This window comes from Roseibium sp. ROS1, assembly GCF_054658215.1.
The window spans coordinates 1,119,495-1,132,715 of the sequence record NZ_BAAGIG010000002.1; the positions used below are offsets into that span (position 1 = coordinate 1,119,495).

The 13,221-nt window shown below is 58.0% G+C and carries 11 protein-coding genes, 1 tRNA gene and 1 riboswitch; of the genes, 7 read left to right on the forward strand and 5 right to left on the reverse strand.

All coding sequences use genetic code 11. The features are described from left to right. Window positions 1–338: 338 nt before the first annotated feature. Window positions 339–414, reverse strand: a tRNA-Asn gene (locus ACYQ6M_RS13240). A 334-nt stretch (window positions 415–748) separates the two neighbouring features. After that, window positions 749–966: riboswitch (cobalamin riboswitch) on the forward strand. 33 nt (window positions 967–999) lie between these two features. On the opposite strand from ACYQ6M_RS13240, the gene cobU reads away from it, so the two are divergent. From cobU to ACYQ6M_RS13270, 6 genes are read left to right on the forward strand one after another with little or no spacing between them, the layout of a single operon-like run. After that, window positions 1,000–1,551, forward strand: a complete 552-nt coding sequence (gene cobU / locus ACYQ6M_RS13245; protein ID WP_460074273.1) for a bifunctional adenosylcobinamide kinase/adenosylcobinamide-phosphate guanylyltransferase — start codon at window positions 1,000–1,002, stop codon at window positions 1,549–1,551. Further along, window positions 1,548–2,660, forward strand: a complete 1,113-nt coding sequence (cobW, locus tag ACYQ6M_RS13250; RefSeq protein WP_460074274.1) for a cobalamin biosynthesis protein CobW — start codon at window positions 1,548–1,550, stop codon at window positions 2,658–2,660. The genes cobU and cobW overlap by 4 nt, the downstream gene beginning before the upstream one ends. Before the next feature lie 34 nt (window positions 2,661–2,694). Then, on the forward strand, window positions 2,695–6,453 hold the full coding sequence (cobN, locus tag ACYQ6M_RS13255; protein ID WP_460074275.1) for a cobaltochelatase subunit CobN: 3,759 nt from the start codon (window positions 2,695–2,697) through the stop codon (window positions 6,451–6,453). Then, window positions 6,450–7,088, forward strand: coding sequence for a cob(I)yrinic acid a,c-diamide adenosyltransferase (gene cobO / locus ACYQ6M_RS13260; RefSeq protein WP_353653750.1), 639 nt, complete (start codon window positions 6,450–6,452; stop codon window positions 7,086–7,088). Before cobN ends, cobO begins: the two co-directional genes overlap by 4 nt. Before the next feature lie 50 nt (window positions 7,089–7,138). After that, window positions 7,139–7,438 carry a YrhK family protein gene (locus tag ACYQ6M_RS13265; RefSeq protein ID WP_460074276.1) on the forward strand — a complete coding sequence of 100 codons (300 nt, stop codon included), beginning with the start codon at window positions 7,139–7,141 and terminating at the stop codon, window positions 7,436–7,438. A 6-nt stretch (window positions 7,439–7,444) separates the two neighbouring features. After that, entirely contained in the window at window positions 7,445–8,926 is a 1,482-nt protein-coding gene (locus ACYQ6M_RS13270) for a cobyric acid synthase (RefSeq protein ID WP_460074277.1), read from the forward strand. Window positions 8,927–8,936: 10 nt separating this feature from the next. Here the strand turns inward: ACYQ6M_RS13270 and cbiB are convergent, their stop codons facing one another. Both cbiB and cobD read right to left on the reverse strand, forming a co-directional pair. Continuing rightward, window positions 8,937–9,914 carry an adenosylcobinamide-phosphate synthase CbiB gene (gene cbiB, locus ACYQ6M_RS13275; RefSeq protein ID WP_075283009.1) on the reverse strand — a complete coding sequence of 326 codons (978 nt, stop codon included), beginning with the start codon at window positions 9,912–9,914 and terminating at the stop codon, window positions 8,937–8,939. Between the two features lie 9 nt (window positions 9,915–9,923). Continuing rightward, window positions 9,924–10,925 carry a threonine-phosphate decarboxylase CobD gene (cobD, locus tag ACYQ6M_RS13280; protein WP_022998760.1) on the reverse strand — a complete coding sequence of 334 codons (1,002 nt, stop codon included), beginning with the start codon at window positions 10,923–10,925 and terminating at the stop codon, window positions 9,924–9,926. Between the two features lie 325 nt (window positions 10,926–11,250). On the opposite strand from cobD, the gene ACYQ6M_RS13285 reads away from it, so the two are divergent. Then, window positions 11,251–11,493: a hypothetical protein gene (locus ACYQ6M_RS13285; RefSeq protein ID WP_031268556.1), complete on the forward strand. Its 243-nt coding sequence runs from the start codon at window positions 11,251–11,253 to the stop codon at window positions 11,491–11,493. Between the two features lie 32 nt (window positions 11,494–11,525). Here the strand turns inward: ACYQ6M_RS13285 and ACYQ6M_RS13290 are convergent, their stop codons facing one another. Both ACYQ6M_RS13290 and ACYQ6M_RS13295 read right to left on the reverse strand, forming a co-directional pair. Next, window positions 11,526–12,656, reverse strand: a complete 1,131-nt coding sequence (locus tag ACYQ6M_RS13290) for a carboxylate-amine ligase (RefSeq protein ID WP_460074278.1) — start codon at window positions 12,654–12,656, stop codon at window positions 11,526–11,528. 98 nt (window positions 12,657–12,754) lie between these two features. Continuing rightward, window positions 12,755–13,120, reverse strand: coding sequence for a hypothetical protein (locus ACYQ6M_RS13295; protein WP_022998757.1), 366 nt, complete (start codon window positions 13,118–13,120; stop codon window positions 12,755–12,757). Window positions 13,121–13,221 lie beyond the last annotated feature (101 nt).

Below are 13,221 nucleotides of genomic sequence, written 5' to 3' on the forward strand. Positions count from 1 at the left end.
CGGGTTCAGGGGTGCTGGATTTAGCTGCGATTTTCCATGATGCTCCCTTTGGAGAAATCACGATAGGAGCAACCTGGAGCTTTATCAAGAAGCGCTATTCAACAACACAGAGCCAATGGAGGCGCGATCTTCGTTAAAAACGTAGCCAGGAAATGTTGTTTAGGAAGATGGTGCGGAACGTTACTACTGCGAAAGACGCGCTCGCATCAAATGGCTGTCGTTTTTTGAGGCGGTGCAGATTGTTGCAAGATCAAACGCGAATAAGATCAACCCGGACACTGAACGGTGTCCCAGCCTTCAGAATTGCAGCATTCGGGAGGATTAAGAAGAGGTGGTGATGGCTCCCCAGGCCGGACTCGAACCAGCGACCCAGCGATTAACAGTCGCTTGCTCTACCAACTGAGCTACTGGGGATCACCACGCTCGGGGCCAGCGCGTTGCCGCCCCGTCGATGGAGATGCGTATATCAAAGGCTTGATCCGTTTGCCAAGCCCCCGAGGGCGTTTTTTTCATCAAGCCGTCATTTTTTTGATCTCGGTGTGGAAAACTCGATATATTTCAGATGGCTAGGCGTTCTGTCGAGCTTGGAAAACCCTACGTTTCGCGACGATTGGAACACCCCGGGCAGGCTAAATCGGCTGTGCCTTTTTCTGACTTTGTCGCAAGAAGGCGTCCGTGTTGACTGCCTGGCCGATTTTCAAGGTTAGTCGTCAGCGACTTTCTGCTGCTTGTGTCGGCCTCAAGATACGTTTAGGAAGAAACCGACGGTTCCGGAAAAGGCCTTGCCTGATCCGGATGAAACGGGAATCCGGTGCGGTCTTTTTCAAGTCCAGATCCGGAGCTGCCCCCGCAACTGTGAGCGGTGAGTGGCTGTACGAAAACCACTGGCGTCCTGATGGGGCCGGGAAGGGGTACAGACCGCGCTGAGCCGCAAGCCAGGAGACCGGCCGTCACATTGTCAACCCTATGGCGCTGTCGGGCGGACGGCTGGGAGAAGGAATGACGCATTCAAACGGCGAGAGGACGACGCTGGTCCTCGGCGGTGCCCGCTCCGGAAAAAGCCGGTTCGCGGAAAAGCTTGTCCATGAAACCGGTCTGCAAAAAATCTATGTCGCGACTGGTGCTGCCCACGACGATGAAATGGCCAGCCGGATCGCCGCTCATAAAGATCAACGCGGCCCGTCCTGGCTCACCGTGGAAGAACAGCTCGAACTTGCGGCCGTGCTTGAAAACGAATGCAGGCAAGACCGGGTGGTTCTTGTTGACTGCCTGACCCTGTGGCTGTCGAACCTGCTGTTTGCAGACAAGGACATCCCCGCCGAAACGGCGCGGCTTTGCGCGGTTCTGAAGGGTCTTCAGGGGCCGTGCGTTTTCGTTTCCAACGAAGTTGGTATGGGGATCGTGCCGGAGAACCGTCTGTCGAGGTCGTTCCGCGATGTGCAGGGACGACTGAACCAGGATATGGCGCATAGGTGCCAACAGGTCGTCTTCGTTGCTGCGGGCCTGCCGATACTTTTGAAACCCACATCACAACCGGATATCAAATTATGACCAATTCATCCCTGCAGCCGGGCGCAAAAATTCCGGCAACGATCGTCACTGGGTTTCTCGGAGCAGGCAAGACCACGCTGATCCGCAATTTGCTTACCAACGCCAATGGCAAACGCATTGCCCTTATTGTCAATGAGTTTGGGGACATGGGCTTCGACGGTTCCCTGGTGAATGGATGCGCTGATCCCGATTGCGCCGCGGAAGAGGTGGTTGAGCTTACCAATGGCTGCATATGTTGCACCGTTGCCGACGATTTCCTGCCAACCATGGAAATGCTGCTCGCGCGGGACAATCCGCCGGAGCATATTGTTATCGAAACCTCCGGCCTGGCTCTGCCGCAGCCGCTCGTTCGCGCCTTCTCCTGGCCGAGCGTCAAGCCGAAGGTAACGGTAGATGGTGTTGTCACGGTGCTGGATGCTGCAGCACTCGCCGAAGGCCGGATCGCACTTGATGAAGATGCACTTGCCGCGCAGCGTGCCGCCGACGAGGCTCTTGATCATGACAGTCCTGTTGAAGAACTCTTCCACGACCAATTGCGTTGCGCAGACCTCGTTGTTCTGAACAAGGCTGATCTCGTCTCCGAAGACGCTTTGAAGCAGGTGCATGAGAAGATCGCCGCCGATGTTCGTCCGGCGGTTCACGTGGTGACATCCGAAAAAGGCACGCTTCCGATTGAAGTTCTGCTCGGTAGGGGCTCTGCTGCCGAGGACGATATGGCTGATCGGCACGAGCATCATCACCATCATGATGACCACGACCACGACCACGATGATGATCATGATCATCACCATGACGACCATCATCACGATCATCACCATCACGATGATTTTGAAAGTCACGTGCTGGTAGTCTCGTCTTTCGCCAGCCTGAAAGATGCAGAGGCAAAGGTTCTGGAAGCCATGGCGCAAAAAGGCGTCCTGCGCATCAAGGGGGCTGTAAAAATCGAGGGCAAGGCTACACCTGCAATGGTTCAAGCTGTCGGACCGCGTGTCGAAACCTGGTTCGCCGCCGGCGCCGAGAGCAGCGGCAGATTGGTCGTAATCGGTTTGAAAGGCCTCGACCTGACTGCGGTTCGTGGCCTGCTGGGTGAATTGACGGCTGCTGCCTGACACGCTGGATAGAAGCTGGAAATAAAGACCAAGCATGCACATTCTCGCCAGCCAGACGCGCCGGATCGATGACGGTGGGGACGCGGTCGATCTCGGCCAGTCTCCAGCCGACATTCTGTTCCTCTCCGCTGCAGACACCGAACTGGGAAGCTTTGCCGCTGCGCAATCACGGCTTGGAACAGGCCGGGCAGGCCTGCGGCTCGCCAATCTCATGGCCCTGTCGCATCCCTATTCGGTCGATCTTTATGCCGAACAGACCGTCCGTGGGTCTCGGCTGATCGTTCTGCGAATTCTGGGTGGAGTGGAGTACTGGCGCTACGGCCTGGAAAGGTTTGAAGAAGAAGTCCGCGCGAATGGCATCGATCTGATCGTTATTCCGGGCGACGACAAGTGGGACGAAGAACTGACGTCTCGCTCCACCCGATCACCAGCGGAAGTGCATCGCTTCTGGCGATACTGTGTGGAAGGCGGCGCAGAGAATTACGCAAATGCCTTGAGATATGCAGCGCACCTGATCGGAAAGGGAGAAGAGCCAGCGCATCCGGTGCCCCTACCTCGCGCGGGTATCTATCTTGCTGGCACGGTCGCCCCCGATATAGCGCAACTGAAGGCCTCCTGGCGGGATCCTGAAAGACCTGTTGCAGCGATCACTTTCTACCGTGCTTTGGTGCAAGGTGCCCAAACCGCACCACTGGATGCGTTGATCGCTGCTCTCGACAAAGCCGGTGTAAATGCACTGCCGATCTATGTTTCCAGCCTGAAGGAAGCGGAATCCGTCGCCGTTCTGGAAAGCCTGTTCGATGAGGCACCGCCTGATGTCGTGTTGAACGGTACTGCCTTCGCCGTCTCGAAGGCCGGAGCAGCCCATCAGCCGACGCCGCTCGATCGACCCGGCAAACCTGTGCTGCAGGTCGTCTTCTCGTCTTCCTCCAAAGAGGGCTGGGAAGACAGCGATCAGGGCTTGTCGATACGTGACCTCGCAATGCATGTCGTCTTGCCGGAGATTGACGGCCGGATCTTGTCCCGTGCTGTCTCCTTCAAGGAAGAAGGGGTCTTCGATGAGGCCACCCAGTCGACGCCGGTTGCCTTTACGCCTGTTCCGGATCGGATCATGTTTACCGCGGCGCTTGCGGCCGCCTGGGGGAAACTCGGTCGGAAACCGGCTGCAGCCAAGAAGTCGGCCCTTATCCTGGCAAACTATCCGAACCGGGACGGGCGTCTTGCCAACGGCGTAGGGCTCGACACGCCTGCGTCATGCGTTCATTTGCTCAAGGCCATGGCCGCCGCGGGCTATGACGCTGGCAAGGTTCCAGCAAGCTCCGCCGATCTGATGGAAATCCTGACTTCGGGCGTAACCAATGCCCTGGATGGCCGATCAGGCAAGGACGAATATCAGGCTTTGTCGCTTCAGGACTACGAGCGCTCATTCGACCAGTTGCCCAATGTTGTTCGGTCAGCAGTTGTTGATCGTTGGGGAGCACCGTCGGACGATCCTCATGTAACGGATGGCCATTTCCGCGTGGCCCTGCACCGGTTCGGCAATCAGGTGGTCGGTATTCAGCCGGCGCGTGGCTACAACATCGATCCGAAGGAAACCTACCACGATCCGGCATTGGTGCCGCCGCACCACTATTTTGCCTTCTACATCTGGCTGCGGGAACAATTCGCCGTCGATGCCGTCATTCACCTCGGCAAACACGGCAATCTGGAATGGCTGCCCGGCAAGGCGCTGGCCCTTGCTGAAAGCTGTTTCCCGGAAGCCGTTCTGGGGCCAATTCCGAACATCTACCCGTTCATCGTCAATGATCCAGGCGAGGGGGCGCAGGCCAAGCGACGGACCTCGGCCGTCATCGTCGATCACCTGACACCGCCTTTGGCCCGGGCGGAGAGCCATGGCGTTGCCGAAGAGCTGGAGACGCTGCTTGATGAGTATTATCTGGCGAGCGGTGTTGACCCGCGCCGCCTGAAGGCATTGACGCGGGATATCCTGGACACCGCTGCGCGGCATGGTCTGGACAAGGATATCGGTATTACCGAGACCATGGACGAGGAAACCCGCCTTGCGCGCCTCGACGCTCACTTGTGCGACCTGAAGGAACTGCAGATCAGGGACGGGCTGCATATTCTTGGCGAAAGTCCCGAAGGCGATCTTCTGATGGATCTGCTGGTTGCGTTGGCAAGGGTACCGCGCGGCAACAGACCGGAACAGCAGAGCCTGCAAAGGGCTATCGCTTCGGACCTCGGTTTTGATGGATTTGATCCACTGGATTGCGATTTCGCTGCCCCCTGGCAGCAGGGTCGACCGGAGCTCCTTGCAAATGTTCTGGAGGCTCCCTGGAGATCGCAAGGCGATACGGTTGAACGTATCGAGCTTCTTGCCCGCGAAATCGTTGCGGGTAATCGCGGAGTGCCTGAGGCGTGGCAATCGACCCTTGCTGTTCTGGATGATCTAAACCAAGTTCTGCGACCGGCCGTAACCGGCTCCGGACACGCTGAAACAAGCGCAGTGCTGACGGCATTGGAAGGTGGGTTCGTTGCCCCCGGGCCGTCCGGCGCGCCTTCGCGTGGGCGTCCGGATGTGCTGCCCACTGGCCGGAACTTCTACTCCGTCGATGTACGTGCAGTGCCGACCGAAACCGCATGGCGGCTCGGCTGGCAATCCGCATCTCTCGTTGCGGAACGATACTTCCAGGAAGAAGGCGAATGGCCGAAATCGCTGGTCCTGACATGTTGGGGCACTGCCAACATGCGAACCGGAGGTGACGACATTGCCCAGGCGCTGGCGCTTATAGGGGCGCGTCCGGTGTGGGAGCAGGGTTCGGGCCGTGTCACCGGGTTCGAAATTCTGAAGCTTTCAGAGCTTGGACGACCGCGTGTCGACGTTACCTTGCGGGTTTCCGGGTTTTTCCGTGATGCCTTCCCGCATCAAATGGATCTTTTTGACAGCGCCGCCCGTGCGGTCGGTGCGCTTGAAGAACCGGACGAAGCCAATCCGATTGCCGCACGAATGCGATCGGAAAGTGCACGGCTTCAGGCTGAAGGCCTGGACAAGAACGAAGCCAAACGCAGGGCCGGGTTTCGTGTCTTTGGCTCAAAACCGGGTGCCTATGGTGCTGGTCTGCAGGCGCTGATTGACGAGAAGCTTTGGGAAGAACGTTCGGATTTTGCCGATGCCTTTCTGACATGGGGTGGTTACGCCTACGGTGGCGGTGCGGAAGGCTCCGTCGCCAGGCACGATCTCGAAACGAGGCTGAAAACCGTGGACGCAGTCCTGCACAATCAGGACAACCGCGAACACGATCTTCTGGACAGTGACGACTATTATCAGTTCGAGGGCGGACTGGCAGCGACCGTCGAAGCACTGAAAGGCGAAGCACCGACGGTCTACCACAACGACCATTCGCGGCCTGAGCGTCCGGTGGTCCGCACCCTTTCGGAAGAGATCGGCCGCGTGGTGCGCGCTCGTGCGGCAAACCCGAAATGGATCGCAGGTGTCATGCGGCATGGCTACAAGGGCGCGTTCGAGATGGTTGCGACGCTCGACTATCTGTTCGCATTTGCCGCGACCACCCGGGCCGTGGGAGATCACCATTTTGACCAGCTGTATGATGCCTACGTGGATAACCAAGAAGTTCTGGATTTCCTCAAGGACGCCAATCCGGCGGGTCTCAACGAAATGCTGGACCGCTTTCATGAAGCAATTGAACGCGGCCTCTGGACGCCGCGGCGCAATTCGACCCATGCTGCACTGAATGATTTGAAAACAAGACTGGAAGGGACGGACGCATCGTGACCGCCGACAAGGACAAGCCGGAACTGACCGAAGAAGAACTCAATGCCCGCCATGCCGAGAAGATGCGCAAGAAAAAGGCCGCACGTGACAAGATCATGGCGACCAAGACCATCGAAAAGGGCTTGCTGATCGTCCACACGGGCAAGGGCAAAGGCAAGTCGACAGCCGGTTTCGGGATGGTGTTCCGTTCTCTCGGTCACGGCCACAAGGTGGGCGTGGTGCAATTCGTGAAGGGGCGGATCGAAACCGGTGAGCGCATGGCGCTGGAACGGTTCTCCGACCTCGTCACGATCAAACGGATGGGTGAGGGGTTCACGTGGGAAACACAGGACCGGCAACGGGATATCGATGCGGCGAACGAAGCTTGGCAAGCCGCCAAGGACATGATCACATCCGGTGAATTTCGTCTGATCCTGTGCGACGAGCTCAACATCGTTCTGCGCTACGATTATCTGGACATCGCCGAAGTGGTCGATTTCCTGAAGAACGAAAAACCGGACGATGTGCATGTCGTCATCACGGGGCGCAATGCCAAGGACGAGCTGATCGACATTGCAGATCTTGTCACCGACATGACCCAGATAAAACATCCCTTCCGGTCTGGTGTGAAACCACAGGAAGGCATCGAGTTTTAAACCCGGGCACTTGGATCACGAAACCCAGAGGTAATCAAAGGGGATCGAGGATGAGCAAGCTATTCGACCACAGTCTTCGCACGGCCTCGCAGGCGCATGTGGAAACGGTCCGGAAATACGAACTTTACCGAACCGTTGTCGAATTTCTGGCTGCATTGACGTTTCTTGTCGGCAGCGTCTTCTTTTTCTACGACAGCCTGATGTACGCAGGAACGTGGTTGTTCGTGATCGGATCCGTTCTCTTTGCCGTTCGGCCGACGGTTCGCTTGATGCTGGAACTGCGGCTCGCCAATCTTCCGGTGCCAAGCGAATTTCGGCCATATGGCGCAGCACCATTCGGCAATGATTGACGTTGCATGGTTGAGACAAAAGCGGCCGGCAAGGTACCGGCAATCATGGTCCAGGGCACAGGCTCGAATGTTGGCAAAAGCCTGATCGTCGCCGGTCTGTGCCGTCTCTTTGCCAACCGTGGCCTGAAAGTTCGCCCCTTCAAGCCGCAGAACATGTCAAACAACGCTGCCGTAACAGCCGACGGCGGCGAAATCGGCAGGGCCCAGGCGCTTCAGGCCATGGGCTGCCGCGTTCCGTTGAGTGTTCACATGAACCCCGTTCTGTTGAAGCCCGAAACCGACACCGGGGCTCAGGTAATCGTGCAGGGCAAGCGATATGGCACGATGCGGGCGCGCGAATATGGAAAGCAGAAAGCTGAATTATTACCGAAGGTTCTGGAGAGTTTTTCGATAAACGCCTCAGGTGTTGATCTGGTGATTGTCGAGGGAGCAGGAAGCCCTGCGGAAATCAATCTCCGCTCTGGAGACATCGCCAACATGGGATTTGCCGAGGCGGCGGATCTGCCGGTGATCCTGTGTGCGGATATAGATCGCGGCGGGGTTATTGCATCAGTCGTCGGAACGTGTGCTGTGCTGGAAGAAAACGAACGGCAGCGCATCAAGGGCTTCTTCATCAACCGGTTTCGGGGAGACCCGAGCCTGTTCGACGAAGGCTTGCGAGAAATCGAGCAGCGCACCGGTTGGCAAGGTGTCGGTGTTGTCCCGTGGTTTGCGGATGCTGCGAAACTTCCGGCAGAAGATGCGCTCGGTCTGGCGGACGGATTTGGTGACGGGGGGCTCAAGATCGTTGTTCCCGTGATCTCGCGGATCGCCAACTTCGACGACCTGGATCCGCTCCGGCTTGAACCGGGTGTTACGCTTGAGCTTGTTCAACCGGGCACCCCGTTGCCGGGAGACGCCGATGTCGTGCTTTTGCCCGGGTCCAAGTCCACTGTTGGTGATCTCGCCTTTTTCCGCAGACAGGGTTGGGACATAGATCTCAAGGCACACCACCGGCGGGGCGGGCACATCCTGGGCGTCTGCGGTGGATATCAGATGCTGGGCAAGGTTATCTCGGATCCGGACGGTATCGAGGGATCCCCCGGAACGGTCGAAGGCCTGGGATATCTGGATGTCGAGACCATCCTGACGGCAGATAAATCGACCGTTGCCGCACGCGCGACCCATGTTGCCAGCGGAGCCCCTGTCTCTGGCTACGAAATTCATGTCGGCCGAACGTCCGGGCCAGACTGTGCCCATCCCATGATGCGCCTTGATGATGGTCGGTCCGATGGTGCGGTCTCAGCGGATGGCCGAGTGTACGGAACATACATTCACGGCCTGTTCACCGCCGATGCGTTCCGGACGGCATACCTGAATGCCTTCGGCGTGCGCTCAGACATCAGTTATGACAAGGACATAGACAGGATTCTGGATGATCTTGCAGGGCATCTGGACAGCGTCCTCGACGTGGAGGCCATCCTGAAGATCGCACGCGGCGCGGCTTAAAACGCCTGACCTAGAAGGCCAGCAATAGCGCCAGACCTGCAATCAGCAACGCCTCGAGTGCGTAGCAGCCAATGAGGATCCTCAAGGCGCGCGAAATATCTTCTGCCCTCGCATCCTTTCGTCCACTCGCATTCAGATACCGGTCATTGACGGTGTAACCCGGATAGATCCGAGGTCCTGCAAGAGCCAGGTTCAATGCGCCTGCCATGGCAGCCTCCGGCCAACCGGCATTTGGCGAGCGGTGCTTGCGGGCGTCGTCCAGAATACAGGCAATGCTCTTGCGGACCGAGCCTCGGGACAAGGGCGCACACAGGGCGATAAACAGCCCTGCCAGGCGCGAGGCGGGCAGATTGACCAGATCGTCGAAACGGGCAGCCGCCCAGCCGAAGTCGGCATAAACCTCGTTCTTGTGGCCAATCATGCTGTCGGCTGTATTCACCGCCTTGTAGACGATCAATCCAGGCAGGCCGAGCACGGCGAACCAGAATACGGGCGCCACGATACCGTCGGAATAATTCTCGGCGCAGGATTCGATGGCTGCCCGCGAGACACCGGCTTCGTCCAGCCGGTTCGGGTCACGTCCGACAATCATGGAAACCGCCTTGCGGCCACCTTCCAACCCGTCCTTCAACAGGCCATCCCGCACGGCTGCCACGTGACGGTAAAGACTGTTTTGGGCGATAAACACCGCAGCTACGACAGCTTCAAGCACTCTGCCATATGGCAGCCACTTCGCAACGGCCTCAATGACGACGCCGGCAAGTCCGGCGCTGGCAAGCAACGCCAGGAGTGTCAGCACGCCGCCGAGCTTGCGTGTCGCCGGTGCGAATTCCGTTTTGTTGAAATGCCGGTCGAACAGGCCGATCAACTTGCCGATCCAGACAACCGGATGCGGCAGGCGTTGCCACATCCAGTCGGGATCACCGATCAGGGCGTCCAGCAACAGCGCGGCGAGAAGCAGCCAGAGAGCGTGGTCGTAAAGCAGCATCCCGGTCCGTCAGACCTCTTTTAGCGCTTCTGCAAGAGCGTCTGTCAGACGTTTGAGATTTTCCGGTCCACCTGGAAGGCCAAAGCGGATCCAGGTTGGTGCGTAGTCGAAGATCCGCGTCCAGATCCTTCTGCGGGCAAGGGCCTCATGCAGGCCCTTGGGATTGCGCAGACCGGCAAGCGCATAGAGAGGCGTGCCGCCGAAGACACTGAGACCTGCTTCGGAAAGCGCGACTGTCAGGTCCGCCATGTCTTCGATCAACTGCCTGGTTGTCCGATCTTGCCAGGTGCTGTCACGCAGTGCCCTGGCCCCGATTTCCAGTGCCGGTCCGCTGAGGCTCCAGCTGTCGAGCAGGCCGGACATTCTGGAAATGGCGGTTTTTTCGCCTGCAAGAAAGCCGATCCGCAGTCCCGCAAGACCGAAGAACTTTCCGAAGGACCGCAAAACGACAACGTTTTCGGTTCCGATGTGCGGCAGCAAGGTCGCGCCCGGTACGACATCGGCAAAGGCTTCGTCCACCACCAGATAACCGCCGCGTGCGCTCAGTGTCCGCGCGATTTCGATCAAGCTTTTGACATCTATCAGACGTCCGTCCGGATTGTTCGGATTGACCAGAACCACGATCTTTGCATCAGCGGGCAGGGAGTAGACGCTGGATACTTCGATAGGTGCTCGGCTTTCCCGCGTCCAGGCATCCCTGTGGCTGGTATAGGTGGGCGAGGCGAGAACGACCGGCCCTTCAGGAAGGATGGTCGGTAGAAGCGACAGCAGGACCTGTGTTCCAGGCGCTGCACAGACAGCGAGATTGTCGGGAATGCGATAAGCTTGGCGAGCAGCTGCAATCAGGTGTTCTTCGGCGCCGCGTGCCGGCAGGCTGGTCCAGGTGGACAGCGGCAGGTCGTCAGGCACGGGATAGCTGTATGGATTTATCCCGGTTGATAAATCCAGCCAGTCGTCATGCGTTCCGCCAAAGCGCTCAATCGCAAGGGTCAAATCCCCGCCGTGTTCCATGAAAATGCCTCTTGCAGTTGGCAGGTCGGCCGATCTGCCTTTCGTCACTCATCTAGCCGGTAGGGAGACAAAAAGTACAGACGGTTCCCGACATGCGTTGCCGCAAGAACGTCCTGCGCTTTTGTTCGTCCTGTCCCAAAAGCTGTTATGCGCTGTTGCCTGCCTTTTCAAACATTTATCCGTGTTCGGTACCGCGCTTCTGTCATTAGGGTGCAAGTGAGGCGGGTAAGGACGAAGGCGACGCAACTTTGGGCGCATTGACAGATCCGTCAAAGTGCAGAAAAAAAGAACAAAAGAAGAACAATGTGCACCGAAGGACGCCTCGATGGCAAAGACCAGCCACCATTCACCATTGCAGGACGTGGAACGCGACGCCCTGCTGGCTCAGCTTGCGCTGGCGCGGCAGGCCTTGATCAAGGCGCAGCGCGGCATGCGCCCCAGATCCGGACTGTCACGCTCTGCCGCTGCGGTGATAGAGGAAATCGACGAGTTTGCCTTTGTGCTGACCGGTTCGACCGAGTTTTTTCACACAGACGCTCACGGAACGCCGCCAAGACAACCAGGTTGATCGTGGCGAGAGCCGACCCACGATTGGATTGATCAAAGCCCTCGTTGGGTCTCGGAAATCAACTGGTCGACAATCCTGTCGAGAGTGTCCTGGGGCAGGTGACCGTCTTCAGGAATATCACCAGCCAGTTCCAGCTGCCGTTCTGCGGAGGTGCCCCTGACGGCGATTTCCCTCAAATGGTTCACGTCGGACACGCAGTCAAAATGAACTGCGTCCGGAAGAATGAGTTCAATCAGTTCCTCGATCATGTCCGGAAAGGCTGCCGTTTCGTTGCGGCCGAAATCGATCAGTTGTGCATTTGTGCCGTGTCGTTGTGCCTGCCAGCGGTTTTCCGCCAGGAGAAACCGTGAATATTGCCGCCAACCCTGATTGGCGCGCCGCAAGCGGTAAAGCATGCGGCACAGGCATCTGAAAGTCGCCGCTATGGCGACGGCGTCGTCAAGCAACGGGCAGACATCGGTAATGCGCATTTCCAGTGTCGGAAACCGGTCGGACGGGCGCAGGTCCCACCAGATCTTGGTGGCATCTTCGATGACACCGGCGCGAACGAGAATGTCGACCGTGTGCCGATAGTCGAAATAGCTGTCGAATCCGGGTGGCAGGCCGGTCCGCGGCATTTCGTTGAAAACCGATAGGCGATAGGACTTCAGGCCGGTGTTCCGACCACGCCAGAACGGGGATGAAGTGCTGAGTGCGAGCAGGTGCGGCAGGAAATAGGCCAGCTGATTGAACAGCTCGATGCGCAGTTCTTCGTCTTCGATACCGACATGAACATGCATTCCGCAGATCACCATGCGCTTGACCACGAGCTGCATGGTCCTGGCGATCTCGTTGTAACGTTCCTTGTCTGTGTGCGGCTGGTCTGTCCAGTCGGCGAACGGGTGGGTTGAAGACGCAATCGGCGCCAGGTCGAACACTGCCGCCTCGCGCGCAATGGTCTTGCGGAAATAACCGAGTTCCGTGCGGACTTCCTGCAGATTGGAGCAAACCGGTGTTCCAACCTCGATCTGACATTTCAGAAATTCAGGACTGACCCGTCCTTCGAGGGCGCTTTCGCAGGCCTTGAACAGTTCCGGTGGCGGCGAACTCGCCAACATGCGGGTCGATCTGTCGACGAGGAGATATTCTTCCTCGACGCCAATGCTGAAACTCGGTTCCTTCATGCTAGGCAGCTTCCGTGCTGTTACAGCGTTCGGTCAAGGCAGCATAAATGCGGATGGAGCACCTGAGAAACGATCGACACCCGGATCCTTGCCAAAAACTACCAGATGTTACCCGCGCCAGGCGTATAGGCAGCACCCATCACCGTGTTCGCCTTGACGATGTCGCACTCAAGAATGCCGGAAAACCTGGCGATGGGTGTGCTTGTCTCGGTCATGCTGGCAGAAACCTTGAATTTGCTGCCGGCCGAGATCTCGACAGTGTCCATGCCCTGGATGAGCACGCTTTTAGGCGCACTGATGATGACATCCTGGTTCTGTAGCGAAATCACGCTTTCCAGATCAGCTATTCGGTTTTCCAGGTCATTGATGCGCTGGCGCAAGGCTTCCACAAGAGCCGCGGTATTGTCGCTGGCGGAAACCGCTTGCGGTGTCTTGCGCGGCCGGGGCGGTTCAACGCGTTTCATGGTTGATGTCGTGATCACTCGCGCCGGTTTGCCTGGCGCTGGCGGACTTCCACCTGGTGTTTTCATGGCACATCCCCTTTTTCAAGGCTTCTGGACAGAAG